This window comes from Hydrogenobacter sp. T-2, from assembly GCF_033971325.1.
Taxonomy (GTDB): domain Bacteria; phylum Aquificota; class Aquificia; order Aquificales; family Aquificaceae; genus Pampinifervens; species Pampinifervens diazotrophicum.
Map to the genome: position 1 here is coordinate 1054874 of NZ_CP117180.1, position 20446 is coordinate 1075319.

At 43.6% G+C, this 20446-nt stretch carries 26 protein-coding genes; 14 read left to right on the plus strand and 12 right to left on the minus strand.

Annotation, left to right across the window (positions count from 1 at the left end):
* Positions 1 to 5: 5 nt before the first annotated feature.
* The 5 genes from ilvN to IAE16_RS06105 are packed head-to-tail and all read left to right on the plus strand — an operon-like array spanning position 6 to position 4190.
* Entirely contained in the window at positions 6 to 581 is a 576-nt protein-coding gene (gene ilvN / locus IAE16_RS06085) for an acetolactate synthase small subunit (RefSeq protein ID WP_323699872.1), read from the plus strand.
* Entirely contained in the window at positions 578 to 883 is a 306-nt protein-coding gene (locus tag IAE16_RS06090; protein WP_323699873.1) for a nucleotidyltransferase domain-containing protein, read from the plus strand. Before ilvN ends, IAE16_RS06090 begins: the two co-directional genes overlap by 4 nt.
* Entirely contained in the window at positions 880 to 1326 is a 447-nt protein-coding gene (locus IAE16_RS06095) for a hypothetical protein (RefSeq protein WP_323699874.1), read from the plus strand. The genes IAE16_RS06090 and IAE16_RS06095 overlap by 4 nt, the downstream gene beginning before the upstream one ends.
* 21 nt (positions 1327 to 1347) lie before the next feature.
* The gene (locus IAE16_RS06100; RefSeq protein ID WP_323699875.1) at positions 1348 to 2808 is read left to right on the plus strand and encodes a leucyl aminopeptidase; all 1461 of its coding nucleotides are present in this window, start codon (positions 1348 to 1350) and stop codon (positions 2806 to 2808) included.
* The gene (locus IAE16_RS06105; protein ID WP_323699876.1) at positions 2805 to 4190 is read left to right on the plus strand and encodes an NAD(P)/FAD-dependent oxidoreductase; all 1386 of its coding nucleotides are present in this window, start codon (positions 2805 to 2807) and stop codon (positions 4188 to 4190) included. The genes IAE16_RS06100 and IAE16_RS06105 overlap by 4 nt, the downstream gene beginning before the upstream one ends.
* Here IAE16_RS06105 and IAE16_RS06110 read toward each other — a convergent pair.
* Positions 4187 to 5635 carry a GGDEF domain-containing protein gene (locus tag IAE16_RS06110; RefSeq protein ID WP_323699877.1) on the minus strand — a complete coding sequence of 483 codons (1449 nt, stop codon included), beginning with the start codon at positions 5633 to 5635 and terminating at the stop codon, positions 4187 to 4189. The two genes, IAE16_RS06105 and IAE16_RS06110, sit on opposite strands and share 4 nt — an antisense overlap.
* Positions 5626 to 6588: a 4-hydroxythreonine-4-phosphate dehydrogenase PdxA gene (gene pdxA, locus IAE16_RS06115; RefSeq protein ID WP_323699878.1), complete on the minus strand. Its 963-nt coding sequence runs from the start codon at positions 6586 to 6588 to the stop codon at positions 5626 to 5628. The genes IAE16_RS06110 and pdxA overlap by 10 nt, the downstream gene beginning before the upstream one ends.
* A 21-nt stretch (positions 6589 to 6609) precedes the next feature.
* On the opposite strand from pdxA, the gene IAE16_RS06120 reads away from it, so the two are divergent.
* Positions 6610 to 7029, plus strand: coding sequence for a CoA-binding protein (locus tag IAE16_RS06120; RefSeq protein WP_323699880.1), 420 nt, complete (start codon positions 6610 to 6612; stop codon positions 7027 to 7029).
* A gap of 3 nt (positions 7030 to 7032) precedes the next feature.
* On the opposite strand, the gene IAE16_RS06125 is transcribed toward IAE16_RS06120, so the two are convergent.
* Positions 7033 to 7476 carry a hypothetical protein gene (locus IAE16_RS06125; protein ID WP_323699881.1) on the minus strand — a complete coding sequence of 148 codons (444 nt, stop codon included), beginning with the start codon at positions 7474 to 7476 and terminating at the stop codon, positions 7033 to 7035.
* Between the two features lie 30 nt (positions 7477 to 7506).
* The gene (gene proB, locus IAE16_RS06130) at positions 7507 to 8568 is read right to left on the minus strand and encodes a glutamate 5-kinase (protein WP_323699882.1); all 1062 of its coding nucleotides are present in this window, start codon (positions 8566 to 8568) and stop codon (positions 7507 to 7509) included.
* 20 nt (positions 8569 to 8588) lie between these two features.
* Between proB and kdsA the strand changes: the two genes are divergently transcribed.
* Entirely contained in the window at positions 8589 to 9371 is a 783-nt protein-coding gene (gene kdsA / locus IAE16_RS06135) for a 3-deoxy-8-phosphooctulonate synthase (RefSeq protein ID WP_323699883.1), read from the plus strand.
* Here the strand turns inward: kdsA and purF are convergent.
* Both purF and IAE16_RS06145 read right to left on the minus strand, forming a co-directional pair.
* Entirely contained in the window at positions 9329 to 10720 is a 1392-nt protein-coding gene (gene purF / locus IAE16_RS06140; protein WP_323701638.1) for an amidophosphoribosyltransferase, read from the minus strand. The genes kdsA and purF overlap by 43 nt on opposite strands.
* A gap of 89 nt (positions 10721 to 10809) precedes the next feature.
* Positions 10810 to 11103 carry a transposase gene (locus tag IAE16_RS06145; RefSeq protein WP_323701639.1) on the minus strand — a complete coding sequence of 98 codons (294 nt, stop codon included), beginning with the start codon at positions 11101 to 11103 and terminating at the stop codon, positions 10810 to 10812.
* 273 nt (positions 11104 to 11376) lie between these two features.
* Between IAE16_RS06145 and IAE16_RS06150 the strand changes: the two genes are divergently transcribed.
* Positions 11377 to 12264: an IS5 family transposase gene (locus IAE16_RS06150; protein ID WP_323699884.1), complete on the plus strand. Its 888-nt coding sequence runs from the start codon at positions 11377 to 11379 to the stop codon at positions 12262 to 12264.
* Between the two features lie 266 nt (positions 12265 to 12530).
* On the opposite strand, the gene IAE16_RS06155 is transcribed toward IAE16_RS06150, so the two are convergent.
* Genes IAE16_RS06155 through IAE16_RS06165 form a run of 3 tightly spaced genes read right to left on the minus strand, consistent with a single transcriptional unit; the run spans position 12531 to position 13940 of the window.
* Entirely contained in the window at positions 12531 to 12653 is a 123-nt protein-coding gene (locus IAE16_RS06155; RefSeq protein WP_323699885.1) for a hypothetical protein, read from the minus strand.
* On the minus strand, positions 12650 to 13270 hold the full coding sequence (gene flgA, locus IAE16_RS06160) for a flagellar basal body P-ring formation chaperone FlgA (protein WP_323699886.1): 621 nt from the start codon (positions 13268 to 13270) through the stop codon (positions 12650 to 12652). The genes IAE16_RS06155 and flgA overlap by 4 nt, the downstream gene beginning before the upstream one ends.
* Positions 13257 to 13940, minus strand: a complete 684-nt coding sequence (locus IAE16_RS06165) for a succinate dehydrogenase/fumarate reductase iron-sulfur subunit (RefSeq protein WP_323699887.1) — start codon at positions 13938 to 13940, stop codon at positions 13257 to 13259. Before IAE16_RS06165 ends, flgA begins: the two co-directional genes overlap by 14 nt.
* Before the next feature lie 25 nt (positions 13941 to 13965).
* Between IAE16_RS06165 and folP the strand changes: the two genes are divergently transcribed.
* Genes folP through IAE16_RS06180 form a run of 3 tightly spaced genes read left to right on the plus strand, consistent with a single transcriptional unit; the run spans position 13966 to position 16280 of the window.
* The gene (folP, locus tag IAE16_RS06170; RefSeq protein WP_323699888.1) at positions 13966 to 15144 is read left to right on the plus strand and encodes a dihydropteroate synthase; all 1179 of its coding nucleotides are present in this window, start codon (positions 13966 to 13968) and stop codon (positions 15142 to 15144) included.
* Positions 15131 to 15901: a diadenylate cyclase CdaA gene (gene cdaA, locus IAE16_RS06175; RefSeq protein ID WP_323699889.1), complete on the plus strand. Its 771-nt coding sequence runs from the start codon at positions 15131 to 15133 to the stop codon at positions 15899 to 15901. Before folP ends, cdaA begins: the two co-directional genes overlap by 14 nt.
* Complete coding sequence (locus IAE16_RS06180; RefSeq protein ID WP_323699890.1) at positions 15888 to 16280, plus strand: YbbR-like domain-containing protein; 393 nt, start codon at positions 15888 to 15890, stop codon at positions 16278 to 16280. Before cdaA ends, IAE16_RS06180 begins: the two co-directional genes overlap by 14 nt.
* Positions 16281 to 16282: 2 nt before the next feature.
* On the opposite strand, the gene IAE16_RS06185 is transcribed toward IAE16_RS06180, so the two are convergent.
* Together IAE16_RS06185 and IAE16_RS06190 are read right to left on the minus strand one after the other, a co-directional pair.
* Entirely contained in the window at positions 16283 to 16627 is a 345-nt protein-coding gene (locus IAE16_RS06185; protein WP_323699891.1) for a HesB/IscA family protein, read from the minus strand.
* A gap of 81 nt (positions 16628 to 16708) precedes the next feature.
* A complete protein-coding gene (locus tag IAE16_RS06190; RefSeq protein WP_323699892.1) occupies positions 16709 to 17137 on the minus strand; it encodes a phosphate-starvation-inducible PsiE family protein in 429 nt (142 codons plus the stop codon).
* A gap of 49 nt (positions 17138 to 17186) precedes the next feature.
* Here IAE16_RS06190 and folE point away from each other — a divergent pair, with 49 nt between their 5' ends.
* Both folE and IAE16_RS06200 read left to right on the plus strand, forming a co-directional pair.
* A complete protein-coding gene (folE, locus tag IAE16_RS06195; RefSeq protein WP_323699893.1) occupies positions 17187 to 17747 on the plus strand; it encodes a GTP cyclohydrolase I FolE in 561 nt (186 codons plus the stop codon).
* Positions 17744 to 18526, plus strand: coding sequence for an LpxI family protein (locus tag IAE16_RS06200; RefSeq protein ID WP_323699894.1), 783 nt, complete (start codon positions 17744 to 17746; stop codon positions 18524 to 18526). Before folE ends, IAE16_RS06200 begins: the two co-directional genes overlap by 4 nt.
* On the opposite strand, the gene IAE16_RS06205 is transcribed toward IAE16_RS06200, so the two are convergent.
* Positions 18514 to 20169 carry an ABC transporter ATP-binding protein gene (locus IAE16_RS06205; RefSeq protein ID WP_323699895.1) on the minus strand — a complete coding sequence of 552 codons (1656 nt, stop codon included), beginning with the start codon at positions 20167 to 20169 and terminating at the stop codon, positions 18514 to 18516. The two genes, IAE16_RS06200 and IAE16_RS06205, sit on opposite strands and share 13 nt — an antisense overlap.
* Positions 20170 to 20195: 26 nt before the next feature.
* Here IAE16_RS06205 and IAE16_RS06210 point away from each other — a divergent pair, with 26 nt between their 5' ends.
* On the plus strand, positions 20196 to 20438 hold the full coding sequence (locus IAE16_RS06210; RefSeq protein WP_323699896.1) for a hypothetical protein: 243 nt from the start codon (positions 20196 to 20198) through the stop codon (positions 20436 to 20438).
* The last annotated feature ends 8 nt before the right edge of the window (positions 20439 to 20446 follow it).

Sequence of the window (20446 nt, forward strand, 5' to 3'; positions counted from 1 at the left end):
AAAAGATGGCAGACACCATCGGAAGTGCTGAGCTTAATGCGGTAAAAACTCCCATCTTCAGGGAGGTGAAAAAGGGAGAAGTGCGTAAGCACATAATAACCCTTACTGTGCGTAATGAGCTTGGTGTTCTTGCTCGCATTGCAACCCTTATAGCAGGCAAGGGATACAACATAGAAGACCTTTCTGTGGGAGAAACTCACGAAAAGGGCATCTCTCGTATGACCCTTGAAGTAATAGGCGATGATGTGGTAATAGACCAAGTGGTAAAACAGCTTAGAAAACTCATAGATACCATAAAGGTAAAAGACTTAACAGACACGCCTCATGTGGAAAGAGAGCTTGCACTTATAAAGGTTCATACCGCCACACCGAGGGCAAGGGACGAGGTGCTTAGGCTCGTAGAGATATTCAGGTGCAGGATAGTAGATGTTTCTCCAGAAACTTACAGCGTTGAGATAACAGGAACAGAGGATAAGGTCAACGCCTTTATAGAACTTGTTAGACCCTTTGGCATAAAGGAGATGGCAAGGACGGGCAAAGTAGCCATGAAAAGAGAAAGCATACCTCAAGAGGAGGAATGAATTTAAGGCTATCAGAGGAAGAAATAAAAGCCATAAAGGAAACTGCCTATGAAGTTTTTGACAGAGATGTGGAAATCGTTCTCTTTGGCTCAAGGCTTGACCCAAACAGACGCGGTGGAGATATAGACCTTTTGGTTAAAACCTCTATGACGCCTAAGGAGTTTGTCGAGAAAAAGTTTGAATTTATATATAAACTTTGGCAGAGGATAGGACAGCAGAAGATTGACGCGGTTTACTATAACCCAGAAAAGGGAGAGCTACCAATTCACAAGAAAGCCCTTGCGGAAGGCATAAAGCTATGAAGGAAGAGCGTTCATACTATCTTGAAGCCTGTGGGAGGAATGTGGAATTTTTGGAAAAACTTGAAGAGAAAATTTCTCACTTGTTTCCTTTGAAAAGCTACTACAATACGGAAGTTGAGAGCAAAGTTTTCATAGATGCCTCTATATACAGGATAGCAAAGCTACAAGAACTCCTTGGGAAACCACTCAGAATTTATCTAAGAAAAGTAGGCTACGATGTGGATGTTATGTATCCTATAGATATGATAAACCTTGCGGAGAAATTAGGCATAGTTGACTCTTTAAAGGAGTGGTTTGAGTTAAGGGAGCTCAGAAATGCGGTCAATCACGATTATAGCCTACTTGAAGAAGAGCTGGTAGAGACTATAAATAGAATATTCAGCAAGAGGCAGTCTTTAATCAAAATCTACGAAAGGCTCAAAGCCAAGATTGAATTAGAATAGTTATATCTCTGGAGGTGAAAGATGAAAGTAGAAGCAAGAGAGTTTAAAGTAGAGGAAGTAAAAGAACCTATCGCCATCTTTCTCTTTGAAGATGACAGAGAAAACCTTAATTTTCTTGGTTCTCTTAGAGGACAAGTGGAGAAGATGCTTTCTGCGGAGGACTTTAAGGGTAAAGAGGAGACCCTTGCAAAGGTTAGCCTGTTGGTGGGCGATGATGTAAGGGTCTTTTATGCGGTAGGGCTTGGGAAGAAGGAAAAGGCAGGTGAGGATAGCTACAGGATTGCTTCCGCCTTAGCCTCTAAGAGGGCAAACAAGGACAAGTTCAAAACTCTGCACATATATGCGGGAAGCCTTGACTATAGGCTCAGTAAGGCGATTACTGAGGGTGCAATCCTTGGAAGCTACCGTTTTGATAAGTATAAGACAAAGAAGGAGGGGGAGAAGGACCAAAAACTTGAGGAGGTTTATATACACGGCGCGGACTCAAGGACGGTGGAAGTGGGGAAGGTTTTCGCTCAGGCACAGAACTTTACAAGAGACCTTGTAAATGAGCCTGGAAATGTCATAAACCCTATAAGCCTTGCGGATATCGCACAAAGGGTCGCACAGGAGTATGGGCTTGAGTGTAAGGTATACGATGAGAAGGAAATTCAGGAGATGGGTATGCAAGCCTTGTGGAGCGTAGGAAAGGGTTCCGCAACTCCGCCGAGGTTTGTCCATATGGTATACAGACCTCAGGGTGAGCCAAAGGAGAAAATTGCCATAGTGGGTAAGGGGCTTACCTTTGACAGCGGTGGGCTTAACATAAAGACTGGAGACTACATGAGAACCATGAAGATGGACAAGTCTGGTGCCTGTGCGGTTATAGGAATAATGAAAGCACTTGCACAGTTAAAGCCTCAAGTGGAAGTGCATGGCATCTTTGGTGCTGCGGAGAATATGCCAAGCGGGACTGCCTACAGACCCGATGACATAATAAGGGCTATGAACGGAAAAACCATAGAGATAGACAATACGGATGCGGAGGGAAGGGTAACCCTTGCGGACGCCCTGTCTTACGCCTCAAAGCTTGGAGTGTCAAGAATAATAGACATGGCAACACTGACTGGTGCCTGTATGGTAGCCCTTGGAGAATACACTGCGGGGTTGTTTACCAATGATGATGAGTTTGGGGAGGAAATTCTAAGCCTTTCAAAACTTACAGGAGAAGGCATGTGGAAACTACCCATGGATGACAAAAGACTTAGAGAAAAGATAAAGAAAGGTGAAGGCGATGTGCTTAACTCTGGAGGTCGCTACGGAGGTGCCATAACTGCTGCCATGTTCCTTGAGGAGTTTGTGGGTGAGGGAATAAAGTGGGTGCATCTTGACATTGCAGGACCTGCACATCTAAGAGAGGAGTTCTCCTACTATTCAAAGGGTGGCACAGGCTTTGGCGTGAGGACATGCTTGGAGTATATTCTTAAACTTAGTGAAAGATGAGAGTGGTTATAGTAGGAAACGGACCAGCTTCTGCCAGTGCCATAGAAGCCTTTAGGAAGGTGGACCAGGATTCTGACATAATAGTGCTTTCTGATGAGGAGTTTCCCACATACGCACCTAACTGCATGGAAAATGTGATAAGAGGAGACATATCCGAAGAAGCCCTTTTTTATAAGGGAGGCTTTGACTTTTACGAAAGGTATAAGGTAGACTTCAGACCTAAAAAGGAAGTGGTGGGAATAGACAATAAGAGAAAGGTTGTTATTGTCAGAGGCGGGGAGGAGATACCCTATGACAAGTGCCTTTTGGCTGCTGGAGCTTACGCCTTTGTGCCACCCATACCGGGGGTTGAGCTCGGTGGAGTAACCACCGCCAAGAACCTCTACGATGCAAAGAGGATAAGGGAGTGGGTTCTCTCTGGAAAGGTCAAAAGCGTGGTTATAGTGGGTGCGGGTCCTATAGGTGTAGAGGATGCGGAAACTTTGAGGCATATGGGTCTTGAGGTGCATGTGGTAGAGTTCTTTGACAGGGTTCTTCCGAGGATGTTGGACAAGTTTATGGCGGACAAGTATATGAAGCCTCTTGAGGAGGAAGGCATTCACTTTTATCTAAACCATCAAGTGGTAGCCATACACGGTGAAGACCAGTGGGTGGAAGCGGTTGAGATAAGACCAAATGGCACGGACAAGAGCAAGTTTATAAGGGCGGATATGGTTATTCTTTCAACGGGCGTAAGACCAAGAACTAACCTTGTGGCGGACACTGACATAAAGCTCCATATAAACGAAGCAACTGGTAGAGTTGTGGGTGGTATATTGGTAAACGGATATCAACAAACCTCAGACCCAGATGTATATGCAGCGGGTGATATATGCTCTGGTATAGATGCTTGGGGAAACCACCGCTGGATAGCACTTTTCCCACCCGCACAGCAAGGAGGGGCAATAGCAGGCTTTAATATGGCAGGGCTAAAAGTTAAAAACCCAGGGCTTGTGGACTACAATGCGGTAAAGACAAGAAGCGCCACTGCAGGAAGTGGAGGAACTTTTGAAGACTCAGATGGCTCTTTTAGTTTTGAGTGGGAGGGCAAACTGGTAAAGGTTTTCCTAAAGGAAGAAAGCGTATGCGGTTATCAGTTCCTTGGATTAGGGAAAAGCAGAGGGTTAAACTCAAGGAATAGATTTCTCAAGTCTCAGACCATAAAAAGCTGGTCTGAAAAACTTCTTCTTGACAGGGGGCTTGGTCTTGAGGCAAGCGGTGTGCTTTTTCACCATTTTATAAGGTTCAAAGACAGAAAATTTGAGGACACGGTTCGCAAGGCGATAAAGTTTGGTATGCTTAGGGCTTTGTCCAATCCAGTCTTTGAAGTGGCCATATTTTAAGCGTCGTAAACCTCTATTCTGTTTCTTCCCAACTCCTTGGCTTTGTAAAGGGCTTCATCCGCCATTCTTATAATGTCGTCTATGCTTTCCACACCTGCCTTATAACCTGCCAGGCCAACACTCAAAGTAGCTCTTACTTCTTTTCCCTCGTAAACTATAAGACTATTTTGGAAAGCAGACCTGATCCTTTCCGCAACCACCTTACCCCGCTGGAGATTTGTGTTGGGCATGAGGAGAACAAACTCCTCTCCTCCAAGCCTTGCGGAGAGGTCTGATTGTCTTATGTTTTTTCTCAAAATGTCCGCAAAGCTCTTTAACACAAGGTCACCAGCCTCATGTCCGTAAGTGTCGTTTATCTTTTTAAAGTGGTCTATATCTATGATGAGAAGGCTGAGGGGATTTCCGTATCTTTTTGAGCTTTCGAGAATAAGGTTTGCATGGTCAAAGAAGAACCTTCTATTGGGAAGTCCAGTAAGCGGGTCGTAATATGCAAGCTGTTCAAGTTCAGATTTCTTTTTTTCAAGCTCTTCAAAGGTAGATTTTAGACTTAAAGCCATGTTGTATATGCTGTGTTTTAGCTCATAAACCTCATCTTTCCATCGTTCCTTTGAGTTTTCAAGGAGATGTGCTACTGTAAAGTCCTTTTTCTCTATTCTTGCAGTTATATCTTTTAGGAAAACTATTCTGTTTACTACCGTAGATACTATCCTAAAGAGCACCACTGCAAGAAAAGACAGCACAAACACTGAGTAAAGGGCAAGCACAAGAAAGACCATGTAAGCTTCCCTATATAGTGCTGAAACATCTTTAATAAGAATAACCCTACCTATGGGCACTCCCTTTATGTTTGTAAGGGGAACTTCCATAAGTAGGATTTTTTCAAGAAAGCTACCGTAAAGCATGTATCCTCTCACATTGAGAGTCAGAGTAAGGACGTACTGCTTAGAAAACCGATCAATAACCATATTGCTTATAACCACCTTGTCTTTCATGAAAGCATCTAAGTTTCCCCCTGAAATCTCAGGGACGAACTCTCTGTCGTAATATATCACCCAATCTATACCCATCAGGCTTTCCATAAACCTAAGTATTTCCTCAAGGTTTACACCCATAAAGAAGCAGCCTTCAGGGTATTGCCTGCTTATACCGTAGTAAGGTCCAGTAGAAGTTATACGGTAATAGGCTACCTCTTCGCATTTAGTCTCAGAAAGTATTTCTCTGTAGTAGTAAGTGGAATAGGGTGGAACGTAGCTCACCAATATGGAGAGGTTTTTCTCTTCTCTTTTTAATAGCTCTCTGTAGTTATCATATACGAGCCTATAAGTTTCCTTAATCCTCCTTTCAAGTATCTGGGAGGATATTAGGTAGAGAGTAAGGAAGGAAACCGCAAGGGTAAAGGCAAGGGAAAAAGCCAAGCTGAGGCTCACTCTCTTTTTTATTCCCATACCTTTTCCGCCAACCTTTCACACAATCTGAGGGCACTAAGAGATGGACCTTCATCCGCTATATCCTTCCAAGCTATGTCATAGGCTACTCCATGGTCTGGGGAGGTTCTCACAAAGGGTATTCCAAGCGTTAAATTCACACCTTCCCTGAAGGCGAGCATTTTAAAAGGTATAAGCCCTTGGTCATGATACATACACAGATAAACATCGTAGTTTATGTTCAAAAAGGCACTATCCGGAGAGAGAGGACCTTCAACCTTGTAGCCTTCCTCCTTTAGAGCCTCTACCGCAGGTGCAATCTCTTTCATATCCTCTTCCCCTATAGCCCCCATATCACCCGCATGGGGGTTAAGACCAAGAATGCCAACTACTGGCTCAAGTCCAAAAAGTCTTTTGAACTCTCTGTCTATTAGCTTTACCTTCTTAAGGATATCGTCTTTTCTTATTCTCTCTGGCACTTCTCTTAGAGGTATATGTGTGGTAAAGGGCACTACCCTTAACTTTTCCGAATACATGAGCATAGCATACTCTCTCACATTGCAAGCCTGAGCTAAAAACTCCGTTTGCCCCTCATAGGAAAACCCTGCCAGCTTTGCCCAGAATTTGTTTATAGGCATGGTCAAAAGTCCATGTATCTTTCCATAAACAGCATCCACCACCGCCCTTCCCAGGTATGCAACCGCCACTTTTCCTGATGTCAAAGATGGCAATGGTCTATCTGTTTCGCTTATGTTTAAGTCCGCTATATATACACCAGGAGATTTAATCTCCTCTACCGTGTATATCTCCGAAAATTCAAAGTCCACACTTAGCTCCCTTTTGACCGCTTGTATTATCTTCTTCTCTCCGTATATTATGTATGCCTTTTGAGGGTCAAAGTATCTGGAAAGCCTTACTATGAGCTCAGGTCCAACTCCCGCAGGGTCGCCTATTGTTATACCGATTTTTACCATATATGTAGTATAATACTTCCCATGAAGGAACTTCATCATCCACATCAAGACGATGCTCTGCAAGTATTAAAAGAGTCAAAGGTTGTGGCGGTAGTTGGTATATCTCCAGACCCAGAGAGACCTTCATACTATGTAACTGAAAGGCTAATATCAAAGGGTTTGCATAAGGTTTATCTTATAAACCCCAAGTATGCAGGAGAGGAAATACTGGGTCATAAGGTGGTTTCCTCCCTTTCTGAAGTGCCAGAGCCTATAGATATTGTAAATGTCTTCAGGAATCCAGCACACATAGGACCCATTTTTGAGGAAGCCCTAAGGGTGGGTGCTAAATGTGTGTGGCTACAGCCCGGTTGTGAGAATTTAGAGGTCATAGAAAAGTATAAGGACAAGATAGGTGTGGTTTGGAATGCATGTATAGGTGTTGAGGCGGGGTATTTATAAACTCTAAACCTGTATCGAAAGTCTTTCCAGTCCATCTATGTTTGCTTGCATAATTATACATTCAGTTATGCTTATTTCACAAAATTGTTCGTTATGAGGTAAAGTAGCTATTTTCTCTGCGAGAATCCAATACCAAACTCCGAAATTGTTAACCTCCTGTCCAAATACAAACCAATAGGGTATTCTGAAAATTCTTGAGAAGTTAAGAGCTTTATTTAGCTCTTCTAAAGGTAGCCCAAAATTAGTGTATTTAGGCTCCTTTTCTCTAGAGCGACCTTTCGTATCTACGGCTATAATACCGAAGTGAGGCATTGCGATTAAAAAATCGGGTCTTTTTACTTCTCCTCTGAAGAATGCGGAAAACGTGTTACGACTTTGCTCCACAAATATATAAGGATACCCTTTACGATCCAACCAATTCTTAAAGGCTATCTCCACAGGTTTCATTTTTCTCTAGTCCTCCCTTATCATTATTTTTTAAAATATAGCAAGTTTGTCAGTATGCACCACCTCTTCAAAGGAAGTCTTTAGTATGTCCCTTACTTCCTTTCCCCTCTTGCCAACTACCTTACGCACCTCTTCTGAGCTAAAGTTCACCTTTCCTTTTCCCACGAGAAAGCTCCTTTCATCGTATAGCACCACCACGTCTCCCCTTTGAAAGCTCCCTTCCACCCTTTTTATACCCGCAGGGAGAAGGCTTTTACCTTGCTTTATGGCTCTGTATGCACCCTCGTCTATGTATATTGCACCCTTTGGTTCTTCGAGCATAGCGAGGGCTTTTTTCCCCTCTTTGAGAGGCTTTTCAGAGGGTTTAAAGTATGTCCCCTTTGTCTTCCCTTCAAGGATATCAAGCAGGCTATCCTCCTTACCTGTTATAACCACTGGTATACCGAGCCTTACCGCTATCCTTGATGCGGTTATCTTGCTTAGCATACCCCCAGTGCCAAACTGGGAGTTGACGCCTTTAACAAGGTGAAGGACCTTCTCCACCTCTTCCACCACGGGGACTACCCTCCCCTCTTCATCCAGCAAACCTCCTGCGGTAGAAAAGATAACTATAAGTTCCGCCCTCATCATGTATGCGGTATGAATTGCAAGGAAGTCGTTGTCTCCAAAGAGTAGCTCCGATATGGCTACAGTATCATTTTCGTTTATAACGGGCACTATGTCAAGGGATAGCATACTGTTTAGGGCGTTTTTTGCGTTCTCAAACCTCTCCCTGTCCTTGAATATGTCTGCGGTAAGAAGAGCCTGACCTACCGTAAGCCCATAGTTGGAAAAGACCATGTCATATAGGTGCATAAGGTAAGCCTGTCCTACTCCTGCGACCGCCTGCTTTGTGCCTAAGTCCGTGGGTCTATGGGAAAGTTTTAGCTTTTTTACTCCACAGAGCACCGCACCCGAAGACACTATAAGGGTCTTATAACCCATATCCCTTAGCTTTTTTAAATCCCTTGCGAGCTTTGAGAGGAAGCTAAGGTCTATATCCCCTTCTTGGGTCTGTATGAGGTTTGAACCTATCTTCACCAAAAGAACCATTGGGTGTTATATTTTAAAGCATGCTTATCATAGTGGGTCCCTGCGTCATAGAAAGCGAAAAGGTGGTAATGCAAACCGCAGAGCATATAAAAAGGCTTTCAGAAGAGTTCACAGACTTTGAGTTTGTTTTCAAGTCCTCCTTTGACAAGGCTAACAGAAGCTCTCACAGGTCTTTTAGAGGTCCTGGGCTTGAGGCTGGCTTAAGGGTTTTACAGAGGGTAAAGGAAGAGTTTGGTCTGAAGATAACCACTGACGTGCATGAAACTTGGCAGGTAAAGCCTACCGCAGAGGTGGTAGACATAGTGCAGATCCCTGCCTTTTTGTGTAGGCAGACAGACCTTATCTTGGAGGCTGGCAGAAGTGGAAAGCCTGTTAACGTGAAAAAGGGCCAGTTCCTTGCACCCTGGGATGCGAAAAACATTGTGGAAAAGCTCAAGTTTGCAGGGGCTGTGGACTACCACATAACGGAAAGGGGTGTGAGCTTTGGATACAACAACTTAGTGGTGGACTTTAGAAGTTTGGTAATAATGAGGGAGTTTACAAAGGTTATCTTTGACGCAACCCATAGCGTTCAGCTCCCTGGTGGTGCAGGAGACAGGTCCGCAGGGCAGAGGGAGTTTGTGCTTCCTCTAATACGCGCTGCAACTGCAGTGGGTGTGGACGGTCTCTTTATGGAAACCCACCCAGACCCAGACAAAGCCCTCTCTGATGGTCCTAATATGATACCTCTCTCTCAACTAAGGGAGGTTCTTGAGACGGTTCAACGCATCCTGAGTGCAGTTCCTTCCACCTCAAGAGGGTAATGGTTGCTAAAACAGGCATCGCAAAAATCCTGAGGGCTTTCCACCACAGACCTTAAGCTCTCAAGGGAAAGGTATTTAAGAGAGTCCGCACCTATGAACTTTCTTATGTCCTCTACGCTCATTCTGTTGGCAATTAGCTCATCCCTTGTGGGTGTGTCTATTCCGTAGTAGCAAGGTCCTATAACTGGTGGAGACGCTATACGCATATGCACCTCCCTTGCTCCTGCACGCCTTAGCATGCTCACTATCTTCTTTGAGGTAGTCCCTCTCACCAGAGAGTCGTCAATAACCACCACCCTTTTGTCCTCAAGCACCGCCCTGTTGGGGCTTAGCTTCATAAGCACCTTTATGTCCCTTAGCTCCTGCGTAGGCTCTATAAAGCTCCTACCTACGTAGTGGTTTCTAATAAGACCGAGCTCAAGGGGCAGACCCTTTGCCTGAGAGTATCCTATGGCAGGCACAACTCCAGAGTCTGGAACAGGAACAACCACATCTGCCTGCACTTGGTCCTCATAGGCAAGAAGCTCTCCCATCCTTTTGCGTGCCCTGTAGACCCAGTTATCAAAAACAAAGCTCTCTGGCTTTGAAAAGTATACAAGCTCAAAAACGCACATAGCCCTCCTTTCCGACCTAAAGGGAAAGTAGCTCCTTATACCTTGCTGGTCTACCACTATCACCTCTCCCGGCTTTACCTCCCTCCATAGCTCTCCACCCAATATATCAAAAGCACAGCTTTCAGAGGCAAAAAGAATGGTATCCTTTAGCCTTCCCATCAAAAGGGGTCTAAAGCCCATAGGGTCTCTTATTGCTACAAGCCTATCCTTGAAAAGATAAATAAGGCTATAGGCACCCTTCACCCTTGAAAGCACATAAAAGATTTTTGGAAGAAGCTCTCTATCAATGGGATGTATGTCTATGTTCTCTGGTAGAAACTCCCCCTCCTCAAGCAAAGCAAGGAAAAGCTCCGTGTCTGAGGTATGAAAGAGCTTTACATCCTTAGCTTCAAGTTCCGCCCTTAGGGGAAGGTAGTTGACCAAATTCCCATTGTGAACTACTGCACATACTCCCAAGGAAGTTTCTCTTACAATAGGCTGGGAGTTTACGCCTCCAGAGTCCCCTGCGGTGGAATACCTCACATGAGCTATAGCAAGGTATCCAAACATGTTTTGGAGGTCCTCTTTTCTAATGGCTTCAAGCACAAGCCCTGGCTTTTTTACCACCTTTATGCTTTCGTAGTCAGAGACAGCTATACCTACACTTTCCTGCCCCCTGTGCTGAAGTGCGTATATACCATAGAAGGCGTATCTTTCCGCATGCTGGGCGTTAAAAACTCCAAAGATTCCACACATGAGAATAATATAAGACACACACCCTTATAATTAAAGGCATACGTCGGTTGAAAAATTCAAATAGCGTAGCATCCCTTTATGAAAAAGCATTAGGAGATGGGAAGATATAATTTGTATTTGACCTTCTTTAGACTGTTCCTTACCTTGTGAACCAGACACTTCTGATGGTCGCTTATGGGATATACGCTCCTTACTGCTTCTTGTATACCTTTTAGCTCGTCGCTTACCACTACAAGTATGTCCTCTACTCCTCTTGCCTTGAGGTCATTCAAGACATTTACCCAAAGGCTGGCACTTTCCTGTCTTGAAAGCCGAAAGCCAGGTATTTCCTTGTAGCCATCTGTGTCTATTCCAGTCTCTGACTTCTGGCGTTGTTCTGTCAGTTAACCTTGATATGGTGCTTGCAGAAAGTCTTGTGCCGTATATGTCTTCAAGGATGTTTTGTATATCTCTTGTAGATAAGCCTTTAGAGTATAGGAGGAAGAGTTTTTCTTGGAGTTCTTTAAGCAGGACTTTTTCACCTTTTGGGACAAGCGTGGGTTCAAACTCGGATAGTCTGTCTCTTGCTATAGAGACTTTGATTTGACCTGAGGGTGTATTTATGGTTTTTTGTTGCTTTGTATAAGATATAATCTCTTTAATAAGGTAGGAAAGAGATGAGAAACAGGGACTATAACAAGGAACTGGTTAAGAGAGGGGAAATGCTTATTGACCTATCCCTTTTCGGAAGCCCGACCACTCCAGACACAAAGCCAAAAAGAGGAAGACCATACACATACCCAAAAGCACTCATATTCCTACTCTTGCTCCTAAAATTCTCCCTCAGACTACCATATAGACAGACAGAAGGATTGGCAAGAAAAATCTTTTCCTCCTTGGGCGTTACCATCCCCAACTTTAGAACACTGCATTATAGATTAACAAAAGAAGAGATAAACCTTGAAGACCTGCCACAGATAGAAAAGCTACAAGATGACTTTGTCATAGTGCTTGACTCAACTGGGTTAAAGGTCACAAACAGAGGAGAGTGGCTTAGAAAAAAGCATGGTAGGAGGACAAGGAAGGGATGGATAAAGCTACACGTAGCCTTTGACATAAATAGCAAGCAGGTGGTTAGTGTTGAAGTAACTGATGAGAAGACACATGATAGCCAGAAGGCAGAGGAGCTTGTAGAGACAGCAAGGCAGAAAGCTAAAGAGAAGTGCAAGAGAGTAGAGAAGGTAATAGCGGACGGAGGCTATGACACACACAGGATATTCAGGGACATGCATGAGAGAGGAATAGAGGCGTGTATATTGCCGAGGTCATCTGCGAGGATAAGTGGAAATATAGCGAGGGATAAGGTTATAAGGCTAATAAGGAGAAGTAAGAGGGTGTGGAAAGAAGCGAGTGGTTATGGCAAGCGATGGCTTGTAGAGAGCTTTTTTTCTGTATTCAAGCGATGGTTTGGCGAGTATGTAAGTCATGTAAAATTTGAGAACATAAGGAAAGAGGTTGTGTTTAAGGTATGGATAATAAATCTATTTCTTAATTTGGGAACTTAAGGTATATGTAATATAGTATAAACAGGAAGTGGAATTTTGATGGGAGTTTAAAATTTGCATTGTTGGACAGAGCAGTTTTTTGTATGAGCTATTTGTGGAGTTAGTGTTATGGGGGCGTTTGTGTTTTTGTAGCCAAGGAATTCGTCCAATTCTGCCTGTAGCGTTTTGCCGATGGTTTGAGCCATTAGGTCTTTGAGTAGCTCATTGAACTCCTTGTGGTATTGTTATGCTTTTCCCTTGCTTGGCTGTTTATCGCTAAGACTTACTTACTTTATTTCTACACAGTGGATGAAATGCTCTCGGAAAGTCCAAACATCAGAGGGATTTTTTATAAGCAACACCCTTTCCTCTCCTATCAACATACCATCTGCCGAGAACTCCTCCTTCATGGCAAAGCCTCCACTTTGCCCCTTGAGACAACCCTTCCTCTGAGCATTTTATCTTCTCTCCTTATGCGTATTATCTTTCCCACTGTGCCAGAATCCACCGCCACTGCATAAAAGCTCACCTCAAGGAAACCACTTCTGTATACCACTTCAACTAAATCACCACCTTTCACCGCAAGCACTTCCTTGAGAAGAGACCTCCTTAGCATAGTTCCTTTGGTTATGCGTGTGGATGCCATGTATTTTTCAAAGTCTTCTGGACTTAGCCTTAGGTCTGATGGAATGGTTTTCATAAACCTCTCCTCTGTCCTAAACTGCTCTGGGTGTATAGGACTACCTTGTGGGATATCTTCGAGTGCTATAAAGACCTTTACCTTCCACAAGGCATTTATAACAGCCTGATACCTCTCCTTGCCAGAATAGAGATAAGCAACCGCTCTGCTCCTGCCGTATTCCATATCTAGCTCAATTCTTTCAACCTCCAAGTTCTTAGGTGCAAAAAGTCTGACACTTTGAACCTTTACACTATCGCCAAAACGCCTGTAGACCTCTGACTCTATAAGCTCTTCTGGACTGGAAAAGGCAAAAGAGAATAGGAGCAAAAGACTAAGAAGCCACATCCATACTTTGCATAAGCTCCCTTATAAGGGTTGCAGGCTCTACTTCCTTTGGACATACAAGGTTGCACTTATTACAGGAAAGGCAGTGGTAGAGATTCCCTTCTTTTATGGCTTGGTTTACTCTTAGCTCCTTTTCCTCTTCCCTTGGGTCTTGGAAAAACCTAAAGAGTTTGGCGAAAAACAAGGGTCCTGCGTAGTTTTCCTCGAGCACCTGTGGACAATAAGACTGGCAAGCAAGACAAAGTATGCAGTCCGCAGAGTTCTCTATTTTTCTGCTTAGCTCTGGGTTTATTCTTGGGTCCTTGGCTTGCTCCCTTATCCAGAGCCTAAGGCTTTTTACCCTCTCTATAACTCCTTCGTTGTCCACTGCGAGGTCTCTTATAACCTTGAAGTTTCTTATTGGTTCTATTAGCACTTCTTCTCCAAAAAGTGCATAAGGTAGTGCTTGTTCCTTACAGGCGAGCTTTGGAAACCCGTTTACCATTATGGTGCATGTGCCACATATACCTGCTCTGCAAAAATGCCTAAAGCTAAGGGATGGGTCTATATCCTCTTTTATCTTCTGAAGGGCACTCAAAAGGGTCATCCCTTCTTGATAGGGTATTTCAAATCTCTGATAGTAGGCTTCTTTTGTCCCTTCCTGTCTTCTTATTTTCAACCTTAAAACCATGTTTAAATAATGTATCCTATTGTGTATGTTGGTCAAGCATTTTGAAAGCAGGGAAGCCTTCTACAGGTTCTTAAAGGAAAAGCTCGGTGTATTTTTCAGAGAAGCATACGATAGAAGTTTTGAAGGTATATTTCATGTAATATACTTGGAAGATACAAAACCAGAAATACTTGTCCCTCTTGCAAAGAGGTCTTGTCTTAATACCTTTTATAGCGATAGGGCTATAGCCCTTTGTGGCTCAGAAGCACAGATTAGAGACTTTTGCTCCCATCTTGTAAAGGAAGATAGAGAGCTTGCCTTTAAGATACTTGAAAGACTTCAGAGCTACAGAAAAAGGTCCTTTAAGCTCCAATATAACCAAAAAATCCTACCTCTTGGTATAAAAACCGCCATTATGGGTATTCTCAACATAACACCAGACTCCTTCTCCGACGGTGGTTTATACCTTGAACCTTCCCATGCGGTAAAAAGGGCTGTGCAGATGGCAGAAGAAGGTGCGGATATAATAGATATAGGAGCGGAATCCACAAGACCTGGTTCTAAACGAATAGATGCTCAAGAGGAGCTCAAAAGACTTCTTCCCGTGCTAAAAGAGGTAAGAAGAGAACTTCCCAAAATTTGGATTTCTATAGATACCTACAAGGCAGAGGTGGCAAAAGTATGCCTTGAAGAGGGAGCGGATATTATAAACGACATAAGCGGTGGAACCTTTGACGAATATATGTTTAGGGTGGTAGCTCAGTATGGCTGTCCCTATGTGCTAACTCATATAAAGGGACGACCAGAAACGTGGAAGGAAAACCCTCCTATCTATGAGGATGTGGTTGAGGAAATAGTCCAATGGTTTGAGGAAAGGCTAAGAGTATTGAGAGAAGGGCAATACGAAGGACAGGTGATACTTGACCCGGGCATAGGCTTTGGAAAATTGCCAGAGCATAATGTGGAAATACTCAAAAGGTTTGAGGAGTTAAAGATATTTGGTCTGCCCCTTTTGGTGGGTGTTTCAAGAAAGTCCTTTATAGGCATTGTGCTGGAAGGATTACTTAGGAAAAAAACAGAGCCGACAGAGAGGCTATATGGTAGCTTGGGAGCTGTTGCTCCTGCGGTTATGAAGGGAGCAAACATAGTGAGGGTCCACGACGTGAAGGAAACCAGAGAGTTTCTTGCACTTCTTGATACGGTAAGGACTTATGGCGAATTTTAACTGGGAGCTGGTTAACCTATTCTCTTGGAAAGACCTCCTTGACATACTGGCGGTTTCCGCCTTCATATATGGCGTTCTGCATTTTCTTCGCATAACCAGAGGTCTTCAAATCTTTAAGGGAATTGTGGTGCTTGCAGGTTTTTGGCTTTTTGCAGAACTTCTTAATCTAAGAGCCCTCTCCTGGGTCTTTGAAAAGCTTTGGACGGTAGGGCTTTTTTCCCTTGTGGTTATATTTCAACCAGAGATAAGGAAAACCCTCAGCAGGTTAGGTCAAAAAACAGGCATATCTTTTATAAAGCCTGTGGAGGAAAGGGTTGTGGACAGGGTGGTAAGAGCTTGCTCCTTTCTATCAGATAGGCAAATAGGTGCTCTTATAGTCATTGAAAGAGGACAAAGCGTGGAAGGTGTGGTAGAGGGATGCGTGCTTATAGACAGCCTTGTATCCGTTGAATTGCTAATTACCATATTCAATCCCATATCACCCCTGCACGATGGTGCGGTAGTGGTAAGAGGAGACAGAGTGGTATACGCCTCCTGCATACTTCCCCTTTCAAAGTCTGCGGAGCTTCCTAAGAAATATGGAACAAGACATAGAGCTGCCTTGGGTATTGTGGAAGAAACAGACGCAGTGTGTGTTGTAGTCTCCGAGGAAACTGGAGAGATATCTCTCGCGGTGGGAGGAAAACTTCATAGAAATCTTGACCCAGAAATACTGAGAGAGCTACTTTTCAAGGAGTTGAAAATTGAGAAGGCTTGAGGTTTTTCTGTTTAGAGATTGGCAATACAAACTTATCTCATTGCTGATGGGCACAATCTTGTGGTTTTTTGTAACTCTTGGAGAGAGGGTGCCTATGAGTATAGAGAGGAGCATTGAAGTATATAACAAGGAGCAAGGCTACGAATACAAATTGGAAAGGAAGAGGGCAAGAGTGAGACTAAAAGTCATGGAGAGGTTTGTTACTGAAAATATGATAGAAGCAATCGGCGTAGGTGTAAATGTAAAGGGTATAAAAGAGGGTGAATACACACTAAGAGTAGAAGTTAAGGACATACCTAAATTCCTGATAACCATTGAGAGAATTGAGCCTGAGTTTGTGAAGGTAAAAGTAATAAAAGCCCCCAAAGGGGGCAATTAGTATTATCCGCAGGAGAAGGAGCTACCGCAACCGCAGGAGCCACTTACGTTGGGATTCCTTATGGTGAACCCACCACCCATAAAGTCCATCACATAGTCAAGCTCTGCGTTGTTCACATAGGGCATGGAGAACTGGTCTATAGCAATCCTTAACCCGCCAAATTCAAAAACATTGTCACCTTCTTCTATGGTGTCATCAAAGCCCATGGCATACTGAAAACCAGAGCATCCGCCAGGCACAACTCTTATTCTAAGTATGGGCTCTGCTATATTGTTCTCCTGTGCGATCCTCAAAACTTCTTGAACCGCCTTGTCCGTAGCAAAGAAATTAAAAGCTACCTTTTGCATAACACTACCTCCTGTAAGAATTTCTTAAGAATATGATAGCCTTATGGTGGTCTTTTTCAAGGGGAGGTTATATGACTATTCTCATGAAGAGCTTTCCACCTTATGAATAAGCCAGAAGACTATACCCAAGGCTACCAAAACCAAAGCGAGGGTTATAAGCTCCTGAACCTTTTCTGGAGATAGGGATACTATAAGCACCTTTCTTATTACTGCTGCGAGAGCAACGCCTACAAAAGCCCTTATGCTTACCGCTCCTCCTCTTATGTGCTTTATTTCCTCAGACAAAAGCTCAGATATGGCATAGAGGATGAGAACAGAGCCAAGAATGCTCAGACCTCCTCTTTCAAGAGGCAGTTGTCCCACAAGCACCAAATAAAACTCGTAGACTATCCACACTATGAGAAATAGTCCCACTACTGAAAGTGTGAGAATGATAAAGGCGTCAAAAACCCAGGCTATGCGTCTTATACTACTAATCAATACGCTTTGGTGTTTTTTTAGCTCCTCCATAGTCAAATATCATAAAGGCTAAAGCTGTGAGGTTTTATAATTAATGCCTATGGCTATAGACAAGGAAAAAATTAAGCAGGCTATAAGGCTCTTCCTTGAGGGTATAGGAGAAGACCCAGACAGGGAAGGTCTAAGGGAAACTCCAGACAGGGTTGCCCGTATGTGGGAAGAGTTTGAAAGGCAAAGGGAGTTTAATTTCAAACTCTTTGAGGAGTTTGGCTCTTACAATGAGATGGTGCTGGTCAAGGATATAACCATATATTCCTTTTGTGAACACCACCTATTGCCCTTTTTTGGGAAAGCCCACATAGCCTATATACCAGATGGAATAGTATGCGGTCTTTCCAAGTTGGTTAGAAGCGTGCGAGCTTTTTCTCTAAGACCTCAGGTGCAGGAAAGGCTTACAAACCAGATAGCGGACTTCCTTATGGAACAGCTAAAGCCAAAGGGTGTGGCGGTGGTGCTTGAAATGGAGCATCTTTGCATGTCCATGAGGGGTGTAATGTCTCCGGGGCATCTTACCGTTACGTCTGCTCTTAGAGGCTTATTCCTTAGCGATATAAGGACAAGAGAGGAGTTTTTAAAGCTCATAGGCAAGCATTCTCTATGAAGCTGTGTCTGATAGCTGGCTCTGGAGAACTGCCAAGAGTTTTTCTAAAAAGTGCAATGGAAAAGGGTGTTGAGGTCTTTGTGGCGGGGGTTAAGGGTATAACGGACCTGCAAGCGGACGAATACTTTCCCTTAGGCAGGATAGAAAGGCTACTCAAAACTCTTGAGAGAAAGGGGATAAAAGACATAGTAATGTTAGGAAAGTTTGAGCATAGTCTCATATTTTCTCACCTTTTGACCCTTGATGAGCTTGCCATAAGGATACTAAGGAAAGCCAAAGATAAAAAGCCTCAGACCCTTATAAAAACGCTCATGGAGGAACTTGAGGCTCTGGGTTTTGAGTTTCCAGACCCAAAGCCTTACCTTGAAGAACTTCTTGCACCTGCAGGTAAGATATCTTCCAAAGAACCTTCTGAAGAAGCCATGGAAGATGGTCTTTGGGGCTTTCCTATAGCAAGACAGATAGCAGACCTTGACGTGGGACAAACTATTGTGGTAAAGGATAAGGCGGTGGTGAGCATGGAGGCTATGGAGGGCACTCAAAAGGCTATAGAAAGGGCTGGTGAGCTTGCGGGAAAGGGCTGTAGGGTTATAAAGGTGGCAAGAAGAAGCCAAGACTTTCGCATAGATGTGCCTACTGTAGGTCCAAAAACCATTGAAGCGATAAAGAAGATAAAAGGAGATACGCTTTTTGTAGAGTCTGGAAAGGTATACCTCTTGGAAAAAGAAAAGCTCATAAAACTCGCAGACAAGTATGGTATAGCGGTTTATGGGCTTTGAAGGAAAAACTCTATGGCGGTTTTTGGCTCACCTTGGAATACTACCCTACCCTCTTTGAAGACAAAAACCCTATCGCACCTTAGTATGTTGGAAAACCGGTGTGCAACAAGCACCATGGTCTTGTCCTTGAACCTCTCAAACAGGTTGTTTAGAACCTCTTCTTCCCTCTTGGCATCAAGGGCGGAGGTAACCTCGTCAAGCAAAAGAACCTCTGGAGACCTCAAGAAAAGCCTTGCAAGAGCAAGCCTTTGCCTTTCTCCACCTGATAGGCTCTTTGGACTTACCTGTTGGTCAAGGTCCTTTACAAAATCACAACCCGCAAGCCTAAGGGCTTCCCAAAGCTCTGCCTCGTCCCTGTCTTCTGCAATAAGTAGGTTTTCTCTAACCGTGCCGGGGAAAACAAAGCTGTCTTGAGAAAGAAACAGAAAGAGCTCTCTTAGCTCCTCCTTCCTTATATGCTTTAACTCAAGCTCGTCTACTTTTACACTTCCCTCGTATGGCACAAAACCTGCCAAAACACGCAAGAAGGTGCTTTTTCCAGAGCCCGTATCTCCCATTATGCCTATCTTCTCTCCTCTTTTAATAGAAAGGTTTATGTCTTTTAAAAGCTCCACATTTCCAAGTTTTACATTGAGCCCTTCTACCTGTATGCCTTGCCTTAAGCTCCTAAGAGGGAGACTTCCTTCCTCTTCCTCCTTCAGGTTAAGGACTTCTCTAATTCTCTGTATAACTGGAAGGGAGGACCTCACCTCCATCACACCCTTTTGAGCCTCCATAAGAGGGTTTTGTAAGAAGATTAGGGCGGTAATGTAGGATATGAAATCTCCAGGGGTTAAGCTACCTTCCACAATTCTATATCCACCGTAGAGTATCACCATAGCAACCACAAAGTAGCCAAAGGTGTAGTTAAAAACAGAATTCATGGCAAAGTATAACTCCGACTTGAAGCTGGACCTAAAAAGAAGGCTATTGAGCTTTTGGAAAAGAGCCTCAAACATGGACTGAGCCTTAAAGCTCCTTATGCTATCAAAACCCAAAAAGGAGCTAAAGAGCCTGTCTGTGATGTTGGCATATCCCTCTTGAGCCTTCTTTATGTGTTTGCCCCTTTTTGTGCCAAAATATCTAACCGCAAAGGCAAGAAGGGGAAGGAGAATAAGAAGGCTCAGGGTAAGAACCCAGTCTCTGTATAGAAGCACTCCAAAGAGAAAAAGCACCGTTATAGGCTCTCTTATGAGCTTTATTGCGTAAGAGCCTATTAGGTTTCTGTATAGGTTCATGTCCGATATAACCCTTGACGCAAACTCTCCTGCGGAGATACCCATAAAGGCGGAGTAATCTGCCCTCATGAGCCTCTCAAAGGCCTCTCTTCTTAACTTTTTCATCTCAAGCTCCGTGTATAGAGAAGAAAAGAGCTTTACTGTAAAGTTTCCCAACTGGGAAAGAAGCACCAAACCCATTAGGGCTATGACTATCTTTACTATCTGTTCTCCTTCCCTTAGCAGAAAAACCTTATCCACGAGGGATTTCATTAGAAGGCTTATGCCTGCGGTTCCAGTGGCTTCAAGTATAGAGCCTACAAGGCTAAGGAGTATAAGATGCCAATAGACCCTAAGACGCCTGATAGCCCACTTGATATTCTCCATGTGAAAGACTATTTTATTAGAGAGGTATGGTAAAGTGGATTGTAGGAATAATTTTGGCTTTTATTTTGATAGACCACCTATGGGTTCACTATGGCGGACCCTTATCGGAGAGGCTTAGAGGGCAGTATAGGGAAGAGCTAAAAAAGGGTGCTATTGAGAAGGAGGAGGTTCATCTACAACAATCCTATAGGAAAAGCATAATAGACGAAGCTTGGGAGAGGATAAAAAATGTCTTGAAAAAGGAAAACTCTTCTGCGAATAAGCCATAAAGGAGGTT

Excerpts from the sequence above, each read along its gene's own strand:
- ilvN (WP_323699872.1), top strand. The coding sequence starts at position 6 with ATGGCAGACACCATCGGAAGTGCTGAGCTTAATGCGGTAAAAACTCCC.
- IAE16_RS06090 (WP_323699873.1), top strand. The coding sequence starts at position 578 with ATGAATTTAAGGCTATCAGAGGAAGAAATAAAAGCCATAAAGGAAACT.
- IAE16_RS06095 (WP_323699874.1), top strand. The coding sequence starts at position 880 with ATGAAGGAAGAGCGTTCATACTATCTTGAAGCCTGTGGGAGGAATGTG.
- IAE16_RS06100 (WP_323699875.1), top strand. The coding sequence starts at position 1,348 with ATGAAAGTAGAAGCAAGAGAGTTTAAAGTAGAGGAAGTAAAAGAACCT.
- IAE16_RS06105 (WP_323699876.1), top strand. The coding sequence starts at position 2,805 with ATGAGAGTGGTTATAGTAGGAAACGGACCAGCTTCTGCCAGTGCCATA.
- IAE16_RS06110 (WP_323699877.1), bottom strand. The coding sequence starts at position 5,635 with ATGGGAATAAAAAAGAGAGTGAGCCTCAGCTTGGCTTTTTCCCTTGCC.
- pdxA (WP_323699878.1), bottom strand. The coding sequence starts at position 6,588 with ATGGTAAAAATCGGTATAACAATAGGCGACCCTGCGGGAGTTGGACCT.
- IAE16_RS06120 (WP_323699880.1), top strand. The coding sequence starts at position 6,610 with ATGAAGGAACTTCATCATCCACATCAAGACGATGCTCTGCAAGTATTA.
- IAE16_RS06125 (WP_323699881.1), bottom strand. The coding sequence starts at position 7,476 with ATGAAACCTGTGGAGATAGCCTTTAAGAATTGGTTGGATCGTAAAGGG.
- proB (WP_323699882.1), bottom strand. The coding sequence starts at position 8,568 with ATGGTTCTTTTGGTGAAGATAGGTTCAAACCTCATACAGACCCAAGAA.
- kdsA (WP_323699883.1), top strand. The coding sequence starts at position 8,589 with ATGCTTATCATAGTGGGTCCCTGCGTCATAGAAAGCGAAAAGGTGGTA.
- purF (WP_323701638.1), bottom strand. The coding sequence starts at position 10,720 with ATGTGTGGAATCTTTGGAGTTTTTAACGCCCAGCATGCGGAAAGATAC.
- IAE16_RS06150 (WP_323699884.1), top strand. The coding sequence starts at position 11,377 with ATGAGAAACAGGGACTATAACAAGGAACTGGTTAAGAGAGGGGAAATG.
- IAE16_RS06155 (WP_323699885.1), bottom strand. The coding sequence starts at position 12,653 with ATGAAGGAGGAGTTCTCGGCAGATGGTATGTTGATAGGAGAGGAAAGG.
- flgA (WP_323699886.1), bottom strand. The coding sequence starts at position 13,270 with ATGTGGCTTCTTAGTCTTTTGCTCCTATTCTCTTTTGCCTTTTCCAGT.
- IAE16_RS06165 (WP_323699887.1), bottom strand. The coding sequence starts at position 13,940 with ATGGTTTTAAGGTTGAAAATAAGAAGACAGGAAGGGACAAAAGAAGCC.
- folP (WP_323699888.1), top strand. The coding sequence starts at position 13,966 with ATGTTGGTCAAGCATTTTGAAAGCAGGGAAGCCTTCTACAGGTTCTTA.
- cdaA (WP_323699889.1), top strand. The coding sequence starts at position 15,131 with ATGGCGAATTTTAACTGGGAGCTGGTTAACCTATTCTCTTGGAAAGAC.
- IAE16_RS06185 (WP_323699891.1), bottom strand. The coding sequence starts at position 16,627 with ATGCAAAAGGTAGCTTTTAATTTCTTTGCTACGGACAAGGCGGTTCAA.
- IAE16_RS06190 (WP_323699892.1), bottom strand. The coding sequence starts at position 17,137 with ATGGAGGAGCTAAAAAAACACCAAAGCGTATTGATTAGTAGTATAAGA.
- folE (WP_323699893.1), top strand. The coding sequence starts at position 17,187 with ATGGCTATAGACAAGGAAAAAATTAAGCAGGCTATAAGGCTCTTCCTT.
- IAE16_RS06200 (WP_323699894.1), top strand. The coding sequence starts at position 17,744 with ATGAAGCTGTGTCTGATAGCTGGCTCTGGAGAACTGCCAAGAGTTTTT.
- IAE16_RS06205 (WP_323699895.1), bottom strand. The coding sequence starts at position 20,169 with ATGGAGAATATCAAGTGGGCTATCAGGCGTCTTAGGGTCTATTGGCAT.
- IAE16_RS06210 (WP_323699896.1), top strand. The coding sequence starts at position 20,196 with ATGGTAAAGTGGATTGTAGGAATAATTTTGGCTTTTATTTTGATAGAC.